The organism is Williamsia sp. z71 (genome assembly GCF_059553375.1).
The window spans coordinates 414,108-431,944 of the sequence record NZ_JCANWX010000001.1 but is presented as its reverse complement, the minus strand read 5'-3'; the positions used below and the strand labels follow the sequence as shown (position 1 = coordinate 431,944).

Annotated in this window: 18 protein-coding genes; 3 read left to right on the top strand and 15 right to left on the bottom strand. The window is 64.9% G+C overall.

The genetic code is table 11. From position 1 onward, the window contains the following. Positions 1-2 precede the first annotated feature (2 nt). Entirely contained in the window at positions 3-776 is a 774-nt protein-coding gene (locus AC51GR_RS01900; protein WP_496322937.1) for a hypothetical protein, read from the bottom strand. A 101-nt stretch (positions 777-877) separates the two neighbouring features. After that, a complete protein-coding gene (locus AC51GR_RS01895; RefSeq protein ID WP_496322936.1) occupies positions 878-1,522 on the bottom strand; it encodes a carbonic anhydrase in 645 nt (214 codons plus the stop codon). Positions 1,523-1,538: 16 nt separating this feature from the next. On the opposite strand from AC51GR_RS01895, the gene AC51GR_RS01890 reads away from it, so the two are divergent. Then, on the top strand, positions 1,539-2,417 hold the full coding sequence (locus tag AC51GR_RS01890) for an HhH-GPD family protein (RefSeq protein WP_496323339.1): 879 nt from the start codon (positions 1,539-1,541) through the stop codon (positions 2,415-2,417). On the opposite strand, the gene AC51GR_RS01885 is transcribed toward AC51GR_RS01890, so the two are convergent. Next, entirely contained in the window at positions 2,390-3,214 is an 825-nt protein-coding gene (locus AC51GR_RS01885) for an alpha/beta fold hydrolase (RefSeq protein WP_496322935.1), read from the bottom strand. The genes AC51GR_RS01890 and AC51GR_RS01885 overlap by 28 nt on opposite strands. Before the next feature lie 124 nt (positions 3,215-3,338). Between AC51GR_RS01885 and AC51GR_RS01880 the strand changes: the two genes are divergently transcribed. Next, positions 3,339-3,647, top strand: a complete 309-nt coding sequence (locus AC51GR_RS01880; protein ID WP_496322934.1) for an antibiotic biosynthesis monooxygenase family protein — start codon at positions 3,339-3,341, stop codon at positions 3,645-3,647. Positions 3,648-3,799: 152 nt separating this feature from the next. Further along, positions 3,800-5,287 carry an aldehyde dehydrogenase gene (locus tag AC51GR_RS01875; RefSeq protein WP_496322933.1) on the top strand — a complete coding sequence of 496 codons (1,488 nt, stop codon included), beginning with the start codon at positions 3,800-3,802 and terminating at the stop codon, positions 5,285-5,287. 93 nt (positions 5,288-5,380) lie between these two features. Here the strand turns inward: AC51GR_RS01875 and AC51GR_RS01870 are convergent, their stop codons facing one another. From AC51GR_RS01870 to AC51GR_RS01815, 12 genes are all read right to left on the bottom strand, one after another. Next, positions 5,381-5,989 (bottom strand): hypothetical protein, encoded by a 609-nt coding sequence (locus tag AC51GR_RS01870; RefSeq protein ID WP_496322932.1) that lies wholly within the window; start codon positions 5,987-5,989, stop codon positions 5,381-5,383. Continuing rightward, the gene (locus AC51GR_RS01865; protein WP_496322931.1) at positions 5,990-7,012 is read right to left on the bottom strand and encodes an Rv1363c family protein; all 1,023 of its coding nucleotides are present in this window, start codon (positions 7,010-7,012) and stop codon (positions 5,990-5,992) included. It lies immediately after the preceding gene. After that, the gene (locus AC51GR_RS01860; protein WP_496322930.1) at positions 7,009-8,454 is read right to left on the bottom strand and encodes an MCE family protein; all 1,446 of its coding nucleotides are present in this window, start codon (positions 8,452-8,454) and stop codon (positions 7,009-7,011) included. Before AC51GR_RS01860 ends, AC51GR_RS01865 begins: the two co-directional genes overlap by 4 nt. Beyond that, entirely contained in the window at positions 8,451-9,713 is a 1,263-nt protein-coding gene (locus AC51GR_RS01855; protein ID WP_496322929.1) for an MlaD family protein, read from the bottom strand. Before AC51GR_RS01855 ends, AC51GR_RS01860 begins: the two co-directional genes overlap by 4 nt. Beyond that, positions 9,713-10,972 carry an MCE family protein gene (locus tag AC51GR_RS01850; RefSeq protein ID WP_496322928.1) on the bottom strand — a complete coding sequence of 420 codons (1,260 nt, stop codon included), beginning with the start codon at positions 10,970-10,972 and terminating at the stop codon, positions 9,713-9,715. The genes AC51GR_RS01855 and AC51GR_RS01850 overlap by 1 nt, the downstream gene beginning before the upstream one ends. Positions 10,973-10,974: 2 nt before the next feature. Then, positions 10,975-12,168, bottom strand: coding sequence for an MCE family protein (locus AC51GR_RS01845; protein ID WP_496322927.1), 1,194 nt, complete (start codon positions 12,166-12,168; stop codon positions 10,975-10,977). After that, positions 12,168-13,229, bottom strand: coding sequence for an MCE family protein (locus AC51GR_RS01840; protein ID WP_496322926.1), 1,062 nt, complete (start codon positions 13,227-13,229; stop codon positions 12,168-12,170). The genes AC51GR_RS01845 and AC51GR_RS01840 overlap by 1 nt, the downstream gene beginning before the upstream one ends. A gap of 38 nt (positions 13,230-13,267) precedes the next feature. Beyond that, positions 13,268-14,446 carry an MCE family protein gene (locus AC51GR_RS01835; protein ID WP_496322925.1) on the bottom strand — a complete coding sequence of 393 codons (1,179 nt, stop codon included), beginning with the start codon at positions 14,444-14,446 and terminating at the stop codon, positions 13,268-13,270. A 3-nt stretch (positions 14,447-14,449) separates the two neighbouring features. After that, positions 14,450-15,301: an ABC transporter permease gene (locus AC51GR_RS01830; RefSeq protein ID WP_495514565.1), complete on the bottom strand. Its 852-nt coding sequence runs from the start codon at positions 15,299-15,301 to the stop codon at positions 14,450-14,452. Positions 15,302-15,306: 5 nt separating this feature from the next. Beyond that, on the bottom strand, positions 15,307-16,071 hold the full coding sequence (locus tag AC51GR_RS01825; RefSeq protein ID WP_482135834.1) for an MlaE family ABC transporter permease: 765 nt from the start codon (positions 16,069-16,071) through the stop codon (positions 15,307-15,309). 270 nt (positions 16,072-16,341) lie between these two features. Then, positions 16,342-17,349, bottom strand: a complete 1,008-nt coding sequence (locus AC51GR_RS01820) for a 3-oxoacyl-ACP reductase (RefSeq protein ID WP_496322924.1) — start codon at positions 17,347-17,349, stop codon at positions 16,342-16,344. Positions 17,350-17,514: 165 nt separating this feature from the next. After that, the gene (locus AC51GR_RS01815) at positions 17,515-17,706 is read right to left on the bottom strand and encodes a ferredoxin (protein ID WP_496323338.1); all 192 of its coding nucleotides are present in this window, start codon (positions 17,704-17,706) and stop codon (positions 17,515-17,517) included. Between the last annotated feature and the right edge of the window lie 131 nt (positions 17,707-17,837).

Here is a 17,837-nt window from a genome sequence, read left to right as displayed (position 1 = left end):
GGCTACTGGACGTTGACCCGATCGATGTTGAACGTGATCGGTGCGCTGGCTTTCTCGCCGATCTTGGCCACCGCCTGGTAGGCACCCGGAACCACCGGCTCGCGCGGGGTCTGGCAACCCGGGGTGCTCGTGGTGCCGGACCACTGGATGGTGTCCTGCACCTGCTGGCCCGGCTTGAGGAGCTGGTTGTTGACCCCGGCGACCGGAGCACAGTCACCCGACGCCCAGATCCGCCGATCACCGGCGAGGTTCAGCACGGTCACGCTCTGCATCGCCTTGCCGACGTCCCGCGTGCACTCGGAGAGTCCGGCATTGGTCACCGCGATCGTGAAGATCGGCTGTTCGCCCTCGGTGTACGCAGGCTTGTCGGTGTAGAGGACCACCGAGATGTTCTGGTCGGGACACAGGCCGCTGGCCGGCACCGGAGCCGGGGTCTCACCGGGCGCGCCGGCGACCGCCGGGTCACCGGGAGCCGGGGAGCCATCTGGTCTGCCCGGTGCGGCTTCGCCACCACCACCGCCGCCGCCGCCGGAAACCCCGCCCGCACTCGGACTGGCCGATTCCGAACCCGAATCGCTGTAGGCCGACGGCAGGGCGTAGCTCGACGAGCTGGTGAGGTCGGTGCCGTTGGCGGTGTTCTTGTTGCTGTCTTCGCCGCCGGTCACCCAGAACACCAGACCCACGATGACCGCGAGCACAACCACCAGCACACCGACTGCCAGTGCACGTCGGCGCCAATAAATTTCCGGTGGCAGGGGGCCCTGAGGATCCAACACACCCCGACGCTAATGGGAGTGTGCCACCGGCTGTCCGACCTCGGGCGGCGTGTCGCGAGACGATGCTGTGCGCGAGGTCTCAGTTGACCGCCGGCCGCTGCTCAGGAGGCGAGGCTGGGCATGGCCGGGTCGTCGCCGATCTCGCCCAATGTGCCCCGCACGCTGACCGCGCCCTCGGCGAGCTCGTAGGTGAGTCCGACGATGCCGAGCCGTCCGGCCTGGACCCTTTCGGAGATGATCCGGCTGCGCTGCATCAGCAGACGACCGGTCTCCTTGACGTGGCGTGCCTCGAACTCGTCGACGCGGGTGAGCCCTTCGCTGCGACCGGCCAGGATGCTGGGGGTGACCCGTTCCACCACGTCCCGGATGAAGCCGCCCGGGATCTGCAGGTCGTCGAGCGCGTCGAGGGTGGCCTGGACCGCACCACAGCTGTCGTGACCGAGGATGGCGATCAGGGGCACGTCGAGCACCTCGACGGCGTATTCGATGGAACCGAGGACCGCGGAGTCGATCACGTGCCCGGCCGTCCGGACGACGAACATCGAGCCCAGGCCCTGATCGAAGATGATCTCTGCAGCGACGCGAGAGTCAGCGCATCCGAAGAGGACCGCCTGCGGGTGCTGCCCGGCAGCCAGACGCGCGCGGTCCTCGATACCCTGACTGGGATGATTCGCCTTGCCCGCCACGAAACGGTCGTTGCCTTCGCGCAGGTTCTTCCATGCTTGAGCCGGAGATGTTGAGGACATGACCGACATTCTGCCCTTGTCCGGTTCGGTGCCGCCAGGCAAGCTCCTTTCCTGGTTCGATCAGGCCGAACGAGACCTCCCCTGGCGAGCGCCCGACGTGAGCGCCTGGCACATCCTGATCAGCGAAATCATGCTGCAACAGACCCCGGTGTCCAGGGTCGCCCCGATCTGGGAGCAGTGGGTGAGCAGGTGGCCGGTTCCGTCGGCGATGGCCGCGACGCCGGTCGGTGAGGTGGTGCGGGCCTGGGGCAAGCTCGGCTACCCGCGTCGCGCGATGCGACTGCACGCCTGCTCGGCCGTGCTGGCCGCCGAACACGGGGACATCGTGCCCGCCGACGTCGACGTGCTGCTGAGCTTGCCCGGCATCGGGGACTACACGGCCCGCGCGATCGCGTGCTTCGCATACGGGCAGTCGGTGCCGGTGGTCGACACCAATGTCCGCCGGGTCATCGCCAGGGCGGTGCACGGGCGCGCCGAACCGGGAAATCCAGCGCGATCGGATCTGGCCGATGCGCAGGCACTGCTTCCCGACGACGCTCGCGCACCGAGGTTTTCGGCAGCCCTGATGGAGCTGGGTGCACTGGTGTGCGTCGCCAAGAATCCGAGATGCGAAAGCTGCCCACTGACCGAATGCCTCTGGGTGGCCACCGGCTCGCCCGCCCACACCGGCCCGGTGCGCAAGGTCCAGAAGTTCGCGGGCACCGACCGTCAGGTCCGCGGGCTGTTACTGGACGTGTTGCGCGACAGCACCATTCCGGTGCCACGCACCGCACTCGACATCGTCTGGACCACCGACACCGCCCAGCGCGACCGGGCCCTCGACTCGCTTCTTGTCGACGGCCTGGCGGAGATCACCTCAGATGGCCGCTACGCCCTTGCGGGCGAAGGGACCTGAACGCCCGGGAGCCGGCCGATCACCGTGCTCTGCAGACCACAGAGGAACGCCTCCACCGCGCCCCGGTACTCGTCGGGTGCGCTGTCATGGACCAGATGGTCGGACCCGGCCACCTGCAGCAGGATCGAACCCTCCACCGCGGCAGCCATCTTCGCCATCTGACCGTCCGGCGTGACACTGTTCTGGGCCTCGATCAACAGGGTCGGGGCCTGCACGGCCCGCCACTGCTCCCAGAAATCGCGCCGCCCCCACTCTTCGGCGATGTCGGCCCACACCGTCAGCCGGCCGTGCAGCACACCGTCGTCGAACGCCTCGTAGAAGTACCGGCCCGCGACCTCACCGAACATCTCCTGCGCCTGGTCGAGTGAATCGAAACGGTCCGGCCAGGACGAGAACCACGGTTCCCAGCCGGCCGTGGTTCGGCCTCGGAAGTCGGGGGCCATGTCCTCGATCACCAACGCCGCCACCAATTCCGGGTACTCCGCCGCCGTGCACCACGCATGCAGCCCACCCATCGAATGGCCGATCAGAACCGCAGGCCCCATGTCGATCCAGGTCAGGACCTCGGCCAGGTCGGCGACGAAGCGTTCCGTGCACAGCTCCTCGGGACCGCTCGGCAACGCCTCGTCGGCGCCGCGATGACCGGCCGCGTCGTAGGTGAAGACCCGGCCATGGCCGCGCAACCACGGGATCTGCCGCCGCCAGGTCCGGCCCCGGCCCATGAGTCCGTGCAACAGGACTATCGGCGCCCCGTCCGGCCTTCCGCCGTAGTCGATGAATCCGATGTCAGCGCTCACGAAGTAGAACAGTAGCTGCGAAAACCACCTTGCCCGGGATATCCGGAAGTGCCGCTTGCCGCAGGCGGCCGACCGCATGTTCACGGGGTTCACCGGCGCGATCGACGGCAGTAGGGTGAGCGACATGGCAATTGTGAAGATCAACGCGATTTCTGTCCCCGAAGGCGCCGGCCCCGAACTGGAGAAGCGGTTCGCCCAGCGCGCACACACCGTCGACGGCTCGAAGGGCTTCCTCGGGTTCCAGCTGCTGCGCCCGGTGAAGGGCGAGGACCGCTACTTCGTGGTCACCCAGTGGGAGACCGAAGAAGACTTCGCGGCCTGGGCGGGTGGACCGGCCCGCGAGGCGCATGCGGGCGAGAGCAAGAACCCGGTGGCCTCGGGCGCGAGCCTCCTCGAATTCGAGGTTGTCATCGACGCCCGCCCCTCCACATAGAACTTCGTACCGGTGACTGCGGGAACCACGTCGATCACGTGATTTCCGCAGTTCCCGGCGTCGCGCTCGACTGACGAGCCCCATACTCCTGCCGCAAAACTGGAACGTGTTCTACCATTGGCCACCAGAGGCAACCACCAACTGGAGGACCAATGACGGACACCGCCCACGCGGCACCACCCACTTCCCGCGACTACAGCGAACTGCTGATCGGCGGACGCTGGACCCCCGCCCACTCCGCAGACACACTCGAGGTCTTCTCGCCGGCCACCGGTCAGCGTGTGGGCAGCACGCCGCTGGCCGACGTCACCGACGTCGACACCGCGGTCAAGGCCGCGCGGGCCGCATTCGATTCGGGTGTCTGGCGCAACACCTCCCCCGAAGACCGTGCCGCCGTCGTCGCCAAGGTCGCCGATCTGATCGACGAACGGGGCGCAGAGATCGCCGACCTGGTCGCATCCGAGATGGGTGCACCACCGATCGCGGTGAGCACGTTGCAGCAGCTGCCCGCGACCGGTGTGCTCCGCGAATACGCCAAGGCCGCAGTCAATTACAACTGGCTCGAGTACCGCGACGGATTGTTCGGCAAGTCCCAGATCACGCGTGAACCCGTGGGTGTGGTCGGTGCGATCACCGCCTGGAACGTGCCCCTGTTCCTGATCTGCAACAAACTCGGCCCGGCCCTGTCCGCCGGATGTTCGGTGGTCCTCAAGCCCGCGCCGGAGACCCCGCTCTCGGCCAACTACATCGCCGAGCTGTTCACCGAAGCCGGATTGCCCGAGGGAGTGTTGTCGGTGGTTCCCGGCGGACCGGAGACCGGAAAAGCGCTCGTCGCCCACCCCGACGTCGACAAGATCACCTTCACCGGTTCGACCGCGGCCGGGCGCTCGATCGCAGCCGCCTGTGGTGAGCAACTCAAGCGCTGTTCACTCGAACTCGGCGGCAAGTCCGCGGCCATCGTGCTCGCCGACGCGAACCCGGCCGAGATCGCCGGAATGCTCACCTTCACCGGCCTGATGAACACCGGCCAGGCCTGCGTCGCCCAGACCCGCGTCCTGGTCCCGAGCGCCAAGCGCGACGAGATCGTCGACGCCATGGTCGAGGCCGCCAAACTCCTCAAGCCGGGTCTGCCCGACGACCCGGAGGCCCAGCTCGGACCGCTGATCACCGAGAAGCAGCGCGCCAAGGTCGAGGACTACATCCAGCAGGGCAAGGATGCCGGCGCCACGGCGGTCCTCGAGAGCGCCCGCCCGGAGGGTCTGGAGTCGGGGTACTACCTGAGCCCCACCATCTTCACCGGCGTCACCAACGACATGACCATCGCGCGTGAGGAGATCTTCGGCCCGGTGATCTCGGTCATCGACTACGACACCGAGGACGAGGCCATCGCCATCGCCAACGACTCCGACTACGGTCTGGCCGGGACGGTGTGGACGGCCGACGTCGAACGTGGTCTCGAGATCGCTGCCCAGATCCGGACCGGTACCTACGGCGTGAACTGGTACGCCATCGATCCGGGGTCGCCGTTCGGCGGCTACAAGAACTCCGGCATCGGCCGCGAGAACGGCACCGAGGGCCTCGAGTCGTACGTCGAGCACAAGTCCGTCATCCTGCCGATGGGCTACGACCCCACCGCCTAGGCTCCCTCTCCCCCGCAAACGAGCCACAAACACGAAGACGAGCCACATATTTGCGGCTCGTCTTCGTGTTTGTGGCTCGTTTGCGGGAGGGGGTCAGGGGGTCGGCGCGGGCGCCGGCACCGACGACTCCGTGGGCGCGGGAACCGGGATGGTGGAGGCACCGGCCTTGTCGGCCTCGGTGGCGAGCTCGGCCTTCACCGAATCGTCGGTGATGATGTCGATGTTGGTGACCAGCCACCGGTCGCCCGAGCGCTCCATCGAATACTGGAGCCGGCTGGGATTGATCGCCACCACGTCTTTGCCGCCCTTGGTCACCGACTGGTTCATGAAGATCAGGACCAGTGCCGTGTCGCGGGTGTTGGTGACGACTCCGGCCTCCTGGATCGTCACCTGGGATTTGACCTGCTGATCTTTCACGGAGGCAACCAGATTCGAGTCGGTGACGATCTGGTCGTACTCCTTGGCAGCTGCGCCGGAGACCAGCGTCTTGGCCTGCTCCACCTGCTGCGCGACGTTACCCGGGTCGTATCCGAACATCACCGATGCCGTATGGGTTCCGGCGTCCAGCGCTTCACCGCGGGCATCCTCCGTCAGCTTGGCGTCGCGGTAGTCGAGACCGGCGATCGTCGTGATGACCACCCCGGCAACCAGGATCACGACGGTCAGTACCGACACCGTCCACCACCAGAACTTGCGGGACATCTACGTCACCCACTCGAAGTTGGTCAGCTTGAGTTGCCCGTTGATGCGGGTCATCTCGACCTTCACCCGGAACGTCTGCAACACGGTCTGCTGCTCGGGAACGTTGGGCTGGTTCATCTCCCAGCTGTACACGACCATCACCGTGCCAGAGTCTGCGTCACTGGCGGTGACAGCGTCCGAAATGACGGTGCCCTTCGTGGACACGTTGTCGGCCTTGATCATGTTGACGGACTGCTCGATCGCTTGGCCCGACTGCTCCATGGCCTTGCCACTGGTGCTGTCCTGAAAAGACTTGATGGCGCCGTCGACGTTCTCGGGGTTCAGCGTTGTCAGGTTGATGATCATCTGACGGGCGAACGCCGAGTACTCGGCGCGCAACTCGTTGCGCTCATCGATCTTGTCCGTCCCCAGGATGAACAGCGTCGACGCGACGACCATGCCCGCGATCAGACCGATCGATACAACGGCCGCCAGCACGATGCCCAGTCCACGCAGATTCCCGCGGCCACGCCGCGAACCACCGGTGTCGGACGAGCTCCTGTCACCGGACCGGCCCAGGCGAACCCGGCGCCTCCGCGGATCGGACTTTCGGCCACCCCCGCGCCGATCCCGGTACGACACGCCTCCGGTCACCGACGCAGACCCGAAGGACTGCACCGAACCAGAGTCGGTCTCGGCCTCGGCCTCTGTCGCGGCCGGCGCGGTGTTGGCCTCGTCGGCCTCGTCGGCCTCGGGCTCCGGCTTGCCCAGATCCACCGGAGGGCTTGCCGACGCGACGGTCGGCCTCGGCTTCGGCTTGCGGCCCAGCGGCGACGACTTCACCGGGATACCCGCGTTCTTGCGGACCTTGCCGCTCGGCGCGGTACCGCTCGGCGACGACTCGGGCGCATCCGGTGGCGGACCGGCCGGTCGGCTGGCCCGGCGACGCCGAGGCTTCTGTGGTGCAGGTTTCGGCGCTTCGGCTGTCTGTTCGGTCGGTGTCTGTTCGGTCGGTGTCTGTCCAGTTGGTGTCTGGGCCGTCACTGGACGGTCCCCGTGATCAGGCTCTGCCATTGACTGTTGTCTTTCTGCTGCTGTCCGCTACCACCTGTACCAGATGTGCCCGACGGTACCGCGGTGCCGGCGTTGTACGTCTTGCCGTCCGGGCCGATGTAGTCACCGCTGACCGGGTCGTAGGTGGTGGCGTAGACGGCGGGACTGCCGTCGTCCGCGCCGGGTGCGCCGGTGGTCAAAAAGCCCTGTGGCAGGTCGACTCCCGGAAGCCCGTTCGGGAACGGCACGTTCTCGCCGATCGGTTCGTAGCCGGTCCGGCATTCGGCCGGGGTCGATGCGCGGCGCCCGGGGATCTCCATGCAGGGGAAGTTGCGGGTTCCGCGGACCGCGACGTTGGAATCCTGCGGGACGCGGCACAACATGCCCGGCGGGAGGTCACGCGGGGTCTGCGCCGACGCGTCACGCTCCGGTGTCATCGGCATGAAGCCGACGGTGCAGGTGCCGGGATCCTGGAACCCCAGGGCGAAGTCGACGTTGGCACCGTTGCGGTAGTCCTCGCTGTTGAGTGCGGTGATCAGCGCCGCGATCAGGCGCGGGTAGATCACCACGATCTGCTGCAGGTTGGGATGGTAGATCGCCAGCGTTCGGGCGGTGGTGTTGAGATTCGAGAACAGCAACGGCAGAGACTGATTCATCGAGGCGAACAGCTCTTGGCTCTGCTGCGCAACGCCCGGACCCTGATCCAGGATGCCCTGGATCTGCGGGTCGTTCGCCCGGAGCTGGTCGGTGACCTGCACGAGATTCGCCGTCCACGCGCGGATGTCGTCCACCGTGGCGGTCTGCGTCTCGAGCAGCGGAGCCGCTTGATCGATCAGCTTGACGATCGCCTCCGAGTTCTCGTTGGCGTCACCCACCAGCAGGGTCATCGAATCGAGCAGTCGTTGCAGGTCTTCGCCGGTGCCGTTGAACGCGTTGAACGCCTCGTCCATCACCCGGCGCAACTTCGTGTCCTGGATCTGTTCGAGCAGGGCATCGGCCTGATCGAGCAGCGTCCCGACCTCGACCGGAACCGTCCCGTTCTCGACCACCGAGCCGTCCTTGAGATTGCCGGTCGCCGGCGTCTGGGGATCGGGTGTGAACTCGATGTACTGCTCACCGACCGCCGAGACACTGCGCACCGCGGCGATCGAATTGTTCGGGATCTCGGTATCGCTCTTGATGGACACCGTCGCCAACACACCCGTCTCGGTCAGGGCCACCGTCTGAACCTTGCCGACGTCGACGCCGCGGAAGCTGACGTTGCCGTTCTGATAGAGACCACCGGTACTGGGCAGGTCCACCTTGACCGTGTACTCCCCGATCCCGACCATCGCCGGAACCCGGATGTAAAAGACCGCGACGGCGAGCATCGAGACCACCGTGATGATGGTGAAGATGATCAGCTGCATGCGGACGAACGGTGTGATGCTCATGAGCCTCCCTCCGCGTTCGGCATCGGTGAGGGCTGATTGTTGTCGACCGGCATCTCCGCGGTCAGCGGACCGGTGAACGGATCGCTGCCGCGGGCCGCCGCACCGGCCGGCGCGCCGAGGAGACCCTCGGGGCCGTAGAGCCGACTCTGCCCACCGAGACTGGCCAGCGCACCTCGCTCGAGACGACCGAATGTGAGGTCGAGGTTGATCTCACCGTTGAGATAGTCGCCCCGGACCACCTGTGGGATGACCTCCTCGGCGAACGGGAACGTCAGCAGGATGCCGAGCGACTGGGTCAGGGCCGGGCCGGTGGACTGGAGCTGGTCGAGCACCGGCACCAGATTGTTGACCAGCACCGTGATGTCCTCCGAACTCGCGTTCAAGATGTCATCGGTGGTGCGGCTCAGGGCACTGAGCGAACCCAGCGCGTCGGTGAACTGGACCCGTTGATCGGACAGCAGCGACAGGATCTTGGGGCCGTCGGCCAGCGCCTTCTCCACCACCGGTGTCTGCTCGTTGATACGCGCGGTCATCCGATCCAGGCCCTCCATGGCGCGAATGATGTTGGCCCGCTGACCGCTGAGCTCGTCGACCAGCGTGTCGAGTCGCGGAATCAGTTCGCGCAGGATGTCTTCGCGTCCGGCCATCGAGTTGTTGAGCTCGGTGATGATGTCACCGACCTGCGCCAGACCACCGCCGTTGAGCACCACCGACAACGAGCTGAGTACCTGCTCGGTGGTCGGATAGGTGCAGGCGGCCACCTGCTGCGCCGAGTTGATGTCGGGTATGGGCTGCTGGTTCTCCGGCTCGGCGATGTTCTCCGCCTCAGGACAACCGGCCGCCGGGATCTCGTCGCCCGTCTGCAGGGTGCCCGCATCGGCGTTCTCCGGCTGGACGATCTCGAGGTGCAGCGAACCGAGCACGCTGGTCATCCCGACCATCACGTGAGATCCGACCGGCACCTGGGTCCCCTTGTTGAGCCGCAGCGTCAGTTGCGCCTGCCAGTCCTTCACCGAGATCTTCCCGACGCTGCCGACGGTGGCGTCGTTGATCATGACCGGCGCGTTCTGAACCAGGTTGGCGGCGTTCGGAATCATCGTTGTCAGCTCGTAGGAACCTCGGCCGGTACCGTCCGCGCCGGGGATCGGCATCGAGTTGAGCCCCTCGAAGCCACAGCCCGACGCCACCAGCGCCGAACTGATCACGGTAGCGCCGAGGATGTTGCGGCCGAGGGCTTTTCGCCTCAGATTTGCACGCATCAGCCCTCACCTCCGAACGGCACCAGCAGCTCGGCCAAACCGGGATTCTTGTACTGGGAGCGGGTCGCGGCGTCCTGATCGCGAATGCCTTGCTGCGCACGCGCTTTCACGCCCGAGTTCTGATACGAGATCTGATCGGGCGTGGCGTTGATGCCCGACACCGGATTCGTCAGGAACGGCGGGTAGTTCACCCCGATCGCTCCGAAGATCGGACCCAGGACATCAACACACTGCTCGACCAGGTCTTCCTGGCCCGGACGGGCAGCACCGGCCATCGAGCCACAGAGGAGATTGATCAGGTTGCCGCCCATGCCCAGACCGAAAATGCCCGACAACGACCCCTGCAGAGGGTTGTAGATGTTATAGAAGTTCGACAGCTGCGTCGGCCCGGAATGCAGCAGACCCCGGATCTCTTCATCTTTCTGGGCGAGCACGTTGGTGGCTTCGGAGAGATCGCCGACCGACTCGCTGAGTGTCGCCCCATTGGCGTCGATGAACGTCCGGATGTCGGTCATCGCGGTGTTGAGGTTGGTCAGTGCGCCGTTCAGATTGTCGGTGTTGTCGGCGAGCACCTGACTCACCGACGCGATACGGCCGTTGAACTGCACCAACTGCTCATGGCTCTGCGACAGCGCCTCGGTCAGTGTCTGCAGGTTGCGAATCGACTTGAACAGATCGTCGCTGCCACCGGCCAGCGTGCCGGTGACGTCCGACAGTTGCTGGATGGCCTGGCGGATGGCCGTGCCGTTGCCGTCGAGGTTCTGATCGAAGACATCGACCGAGCGGGCAACCGAGCCGGGGTCGGCGCCCTGGGGGCCGACCGCCTCGGTCAACCTGCTCAGCTCCGCCTTGATCTCATCCCACTCGACCGGCACCGCGGTGCGCTCCATCGGGATGTCCCCACCGCCGCCGAGCGTCGGACCACCGTCGTACACCGGGGTCAACTGGATGAAACGTCCCGAGACCAGGGACTGCGCGACCACGATCGCCTCGACACCCTCGGGCAGTTTCCGGTCGCGGTCGATCTTGAGCTCGACCCGGACATCGTTGTCCCGCGGGGTGATCGATCCGACCGAGCCCACATCGACTCCGAGGATCTTCACCGCATCACCCTCGTACAGGGCATTGGTGTTCGAGAAGTACGCGGTATAGGTCTTGTAGTTGACCTTCTGAAAGCCGTAGTACACCGCCACGACCGCCACGATGGCGGCCACGACGATCGCGGTGACCTGCCAGAACCTCTTGCTCAACCGTCCCATCATCATCCCCCCGCCGGTCCGGTCGGATACGACGGTGCCGGTGCCGGTTTGTTCGAGTCGGGCGAGTTCGCCATGTCCGGGCGGGTCGTGATGTCCGGCGGAATCTTGAACGCGTACTTGGTGAATGCCTCGAAGGCTTCGGGGTACTTCTGCTGGAACACCCTCAGGAACGTCGCGGTGAGGTCACCGAAGGTGGTCAGGCCGACCAGCGAGGAGAAGTAGGGTCCGCTCGAGACCGCCTCTCCCAGCACGTTTGCGTACGGACCGAGTTCGTCCAGGGTCAGCCCCAGGTTTTCCTGGTTGTCGACCAGAATCGCGAGTACTCCGTTCAATTGATCGAGCACCGGCTTCAGCTGCGCATTGTTGTTGTCGATGAACAAACTGATCTGCGCGGTGACGTTCTCGGTTCCGGTGATCAACTGCTCCAACGCATATCGGCGGGCCTGGACCTCACCGAGCAGGGAGTTCGCGTCGACGAGCAGGCTGTTGATCTGGCCGCTGCGCTTGGCCACCACATCGGTGACGCTGCCGGCACGGTCGAGCAATTGCGAGAGGGACTCGTCGCGATCGGCGATCGCCTTGGACAACCGCGCGACCCCGTCGACGGCCGACCGCACCGATTCCGGGGTGTCGGAAAAGGTGGCGGACAACGTGTTCAGTGCATCGTTGAGCTGATCGGTATCGGTTTCACCGATCGTGTCGGTGGCCCCTTCCAGGGCATCGATCAGCGAATACGGCGCCACGGTCCGCTCGACGGTATCCCCCGGCATCAGCTTTCCGGTGCCCTCGGACACCAGGGTCAGATTGCGGCGGCCGAGCACGGTCTCGGTCTTGATGATGGCCGTGCTGGCGTCTCCGAGACGGGCTGTGTCGGCCATGTTGAACGTGACCTTCGCCTTGGTTCCGTTGTCGGTGTCGGCCAGCGAGATCCCCTGGACGGTACCGACATTCACCCCGGAGACCACCACGATGTCACCGGTGGACAGACCACCGGCATCGTCGAAGAGTGCGGTGTAAACGCTGCCGTTCGACAGGAACGGGAGCTTGTCCATCTGCAGGGCCACGATCACCACCAATACCGCGATCACCACACCGATGAAACCCACCCGGGCGCGGTCGGGTTCACCACGCTTGTGGCGCCGGGCCTCGTCGGCCTGGTCGGTGGCGGTTCGCTCACCCTTGAACAGTGCAGACATCACAGCGGGTTACACCTCCCTCCGGGGTTGGTGTTCGATCCGGTCGCGTCTGTCGACTTCCAGACGATCTCCTGCCCGTCGGGGCCGGTGAACATGAGATTGACCTGGCAGAGCCAGATCTGCAGCCACGCACCATAGCTGCCGAGGTTGGACAGTGCCTTGAAGTCCGACGGCAGACGACCGAGCAGACCCCGCACATAGTCCTCGCCCTTGAGTACTTCTTCGGAGACCTGTCCGGTGGCGGTGATCAGCGACGTCAGATCGGACTGGTTCTCGGCCAGCACATCGTTGAGGTCATTGGTCACCTCGGAGGTGTTGGTGATGGCCTCACCGATCACGTCGCGCTGCGAGTCGAGACCCGAGATCAGCTTCTGCAGTTGATCAAGCGAGGTGTCCAATCCCTCGTCGTCGGCCTCGATGGTGCCCACGGTGGTGTTGAGGTTGTCGATGACCTGGCCGATCAACTGGTCGCGGTCGGCGAGCGAATCAGTGAAAGTGGCTGTGTTGCTGAGTAGTTCACTCAGCGCCGGCCCCTGACCCTGGAACACCTTGACCAGGGACGCCGACAGCTCGTTGACCTCTTTGGGGTCGAGTGTGCGGAACAGTGGCTTGAAACCACCGAGGAGGTTGTCCAGATCCAGCGCCGGTTCGGTCTGGGTGATCGGGATCGACCCGTTGTCCTTGAGCAATACGCCCGGCTCACCGGCGCCTTCTTGCAGCTCGAGAAAACGGTCACCGGTGAGGTTTTCGTAACGGATCAGCGCTTGCACAGAGGTGGGCAGGCGATACTTCTCGTTGACGTCGAACTCGACAACCGCCTTGTTGTCGGGGTTCAGGCCGACCGAGCCGACCTTGCCGACCTCGACGCCGGCGATCCGGACCTTGCTGCCCGACTTCAATTGCGAGGCACTGGTGAACGTCGCCTTGTAGGCCAGGCTCGAACCACTGCGGTACTGGCTGAACACGACCACCAGGCCCACGAAGATGAGCAGCATCACCACGGCGAACGCGCCGAGTTTGATGACGGTGGCGCGAAACGCGCGCTCTCTGGACACTGCCATCTCACACCTCCCTTGGCTGACTGTTCATCGGTTGTTCCTCATCCACGCGGCGCCGGCCCGAACATCACGTCGAACAATTTGGACGCATCCACCTTGCGTGTGGTTCTCGGTTGGTACGGGACCGCGGCATTGTCGCCGACGTAGAACCCGGCGTGCTCACGACTATTCGGATCACTGAGCCCGTATTCACAGGTGGGCGGTCCGTCCATGTTCACCCTGGGCAGGTCCTCGGGGTAGCGATACGGTTCTTTACCCGGCAGCAAACCCGCGTTCAGATGCACTCGCGCGTCGTCGACACCGAACACCGGCAACGCTTTCTGACCGGCACTGGCCGTGGCCGTGATGAAGCAGGCCAGACCCGGGGCCTGGTATCCGAGCAGTGTTGCGGTCGGGTTGAGGTTCGCCAATGTCGAGATGATGTTCGCCTTGGACGGCGCGATGACACCGTTGATGGTGTCGGCCATGCCCGTGACGTTCACCAGCAGCGCGTCGAGGTCGGACGAATTGTCCACCAATGTATTACCGGTGGCCGTGAAGTTGTCGACGATCTTGAGCAGGTCGGGCATCACGTCGGCATAGACATTGGTGAACTCGGCGGTGGCCTCGATGTCGCGGCTCAGTTCGTCCATGTGCGGATTGACCTTGCCCAGCAGATCCGACAGGTCGGCAAACCCCTGACCGATCTGATCACCCCGTCCGGACAGCGCGGTGTCGAGGGCACTGATGGTGGCGTTGAGTTTCTCGGGCTGGACCGCGGCCAGCACACCGACCAGGCGCTGATAGATCGTGTTCAGTTCGACCACAACACGATCGGTGTCGATGGTCGAGCCGCTGCGCAGGGTCTCCTGGCTCGGATCCTCCGGGATCTCGAGGTTGACCGACTTGGCACCGAACACCGTGTTGGATTTGATGTCTGCCCGGACGTTGGCCGGAATGTACTGGAGCTGGTCCGGATTCATGTCGAGGACGAGTTCTACCCCGTTCTCCGATTCGGTGATCGCACCGACGCGACCGACCACCACGCCACGCAACCGGACCTTCGCATCCGGGCTCATCACGAGTCCGGCCCGGTCGGCGGTCAGTGTCACCGGCACCGTCGACGCGAACGAGCCGAGGAACTGCAGGGAGGCCAACGCGCAGGCCAGTATCAGCGACATCACCAGCACGGTGGCCGCAAGCTTCTTCGCCCAGGTGGGGCGTTCTGTTCTCTGTGACATGGCCTACCCCGAGAGGTTGAACTTTCCGTCGACGCCGTAGATGGCCAGTGAGGTCAGCAGGGTGATCACGACGACGACCACCAGCGACGCCCGCACGGCGTTGCCGACCGCGATACCGACACCCACCGGACCGCCCGAGGCGTTGAACCCGTAGTACGTGTGGATCATCATGACCGCCACCGCCATACAGATCGCCTGGACGAACGACCACAGGATGTCGGTGGGGATGAGGAAGGTCGAGAAGTAGTGGTCGTACACGCCGGACGACTGGCCGTAGAGGAACACCGTTGCAAAGCGACTGGCCAGAAATGAGGCCACGGACGCCAGAGAGTACAGCGGGATGATCGCGATCAGACCGGCCACGATCCGGGTACTGACCAGGTACGGAATGGATTTGATCGCCATCGCCTCGAGGGCGTCGATCTCCTCGCTCACCCGCATCGCACCGAGCTGTGCCGTGGCACCGGCCCCGATCGTGGCCGCCAGGCCGATGCCGGCGATGACGGGAACCGCGATTCGGACATTGATGAAGGCCGAGAAGAATCCGGTGAGTGCCTCGACGCCGATGTTCGACAAGGAGCTGTAGCCCTGGACGGCGATGGTGCCGCCGGTGAAGAGCGTCAGGAAGCCGACGACCACGACGGTGCCACCGATCATGGCGAGTGCGCCCGAGCCCATGCTGATCTCAGCGATCAGCCGCAGCGTCTCTTTTTTGTACGCCCGCACCGCGCGCGGGATGTTGATGAGACTGTCCCAGTAGAAGAATGCCTGATCACCTATGCGATCCCAGCCGGAACCGGCTCGTTTGAACGCCACACGCGTTGAGCGTAGTCGGACGGTATGAGGAAGGATCATTCGCGCTACCCTGCAGTCGCTTTGAGGCCGACCGCGGTGACCACGACGTTCACGACGAACAGCGCCATGAACGAATAGACCACGGTTTCGTTGACGGCATCACCGACGCCTTTGGCGCCGCCGGCCACGTGAAGGCCGCGGTAGCAGCCGACCAGGCCCGCGGCGAGGCCGAACAGCGCGGCCTTCACCATCGAGATCATCAATTCGGGAAAACCGGTCAGCAGAGTCAGATTCGCGATGAATGCGCCCGGGTTCACGTCCTGCAGATAGACCGAGAACACGAAGCCGCCACCGATACCGATGGTGCACACCAGGCTGTTGAGGAGGATTGCGACGAGCGTCGAGGCGATGACCCGGGGAACCACCAGCCGGTGGATCGGGTCGATGCCGAGGACCTGCAGGGCGTCGATCTCCTCCCGGATCGTCCGGGCACCGAGGTCGGCACAGATGGCCGTCGCGCCGGCTCCGGCGACAATCAGCACGGTGACGATCGGGCCGATCTGGGTGATGGTGCCCAGCGCGGCGCCGGCGCCCGAGAGATCCTGGGCTCCGAGTTCGCGAAGGAGGATGTTGAGGGTGAAGCTGACCAGAACGGTGAACGGGATGGCGACGAGAACGGTGGGAACCATCGACACCCGGGCGATGGCCCACGACTGCTCGACCGTCTCGCGCCACTGAAATGGCGCCCGGAAGAGCTCTCGTGCCGCACTGACGCTCATGGCAACAAAGTCCCCCACGCCCTCGAACGGACCTGCCAGTCTGCGGTTCACCAACTCTCCTTCAGCAAAAGACTTTCCCCCGGACCCGACTGAGCTGTCTGATCATAACGTGTTCTAGTTCTGATTTCGGTGATTCGCACTAGTTGCCAGCTGGAACTTTCCACCATCGGCGTCCATCCCACAGCTTTCATATTGAAACACGTTCCACACCTGCCCCGCCCTACGCTCCCCCGACGGAGGCCTGGCAGTTTGACCGCGAACTTATCACACGTCCAGTTCACTCAATGGGAAGAAACGACCAAGACCAAGGTCTCGAAATGGCTACCCGAACAGGGCTTTACCGGCAGAGAACGTCTGCGCCGGATCGCGGTCGACGAAGTATTCGGTCAGGTTCTTGGTGAGATCTCCGCGATCCCAGGCGTCACCGCCCGCGACAAAGCTCTGCTCGACCGTCGGCGCCGCCATCAATGTCACCTTGGGTCCGTAGACCACGAAGACCTGACCGTTGACGCCGTCCGATTCGGGACTCGCCAGGAACTGCACCAGCGTGACGACATGGTCGGTCGAGAGCGGATCGATCGAACCCTGGGGCGCGTCGCCGAAGGTCCCCTCGGTCATCGCCGTGCGGGCCCGCGGGCAGATCGCGTTCGCGCGCACGCCATAGGCGGCCAGGCCGCGCGCGGCGGTCAGTGTCAGCGATGTGATCCCGGCCTTCGCCGCGCCATAGTTCGCCTGCCCCACCGGACCGGTCAGGCCGGCCTCGCTGGATGTGTTGATCAGACGACCGAACACCGGCCCCCCAACCGATTTCGACTGCGACCGCCAATACGCTGCGGCATTGCGGCACATCAGGAAATGACCGCGCAGATGGACCCGGATCACCAGATCCCACTCATCGTCGGTCATGTTGAAGAGCATCTTGTCGCGGACCAGGCCCGCATTGTTCATCACCACGTGCAGGCCACCGTGCGTTTCGGTGGCGACGCGCATGATCTCGGTGGTGGTGGCCGAGTCCGAGATGTCGCCGGCCACCGGGACCCCGACGCCGCCGGCCGCCTCGATCTCCGCGACGACATCACTGGAATCGAGTGCACCGGCGAGATCGTTGACGATCACGGTCGCACCGAGGGCGCCGAGCCCGATCGCTTCGGCTCGCCCCAATCCGGCTCCGGCACCGGTCACCACCGCGACTTTCCCGGCGAGTTCCGGCCCGGGCGGCGCATCCCGGTCGAGCTCCGCCTTCGGCTGCGTCTTCGCATCCCGGTCGAGCTGCGTCTTCGCATCCTGGTCGAGCTCCGCCTTCGGCTGCGTCTTCGAGATTGCGCTCACAGATCCTCCACTCGATGTCACCAACCCCGGCGGAGCCTCAGGGGGCCACGCGGGACGTGTCGAGACAAATGTAGAACGTGTTCTCGATTTAGGGCAACTATCGGATCTGCAATCTCAGGTTCGGACCTCCGGTGCGCCGCCCATCGACGCACCGGATCGCCGCCCTCACTCCTCGACGGACAATGCCGACTTGGGGCAGCTGCTGACCACCTGACGCATCTCCTCGCGTCGCTCTTCGGGCACGTCTTCCTGCAATATGACCAGGTAGTCGTCGTCATCGAGATCGAACACGTCCGGTGCCATGCCCACGCAGACACCATTGGACTCACATAGGTCGAAATCAGCCTTGATCTTCATCGCCACGAGCTCCCTTCCCTTGCCGCCACAGGCGGCCCCAGTATTGACGGACACCTACCAACACGTTAGAACGTGTTATAGAAGGAATGCGACGCGGAACCCCTCGGCCGCAGCCCCTCCTGTCACCCGAA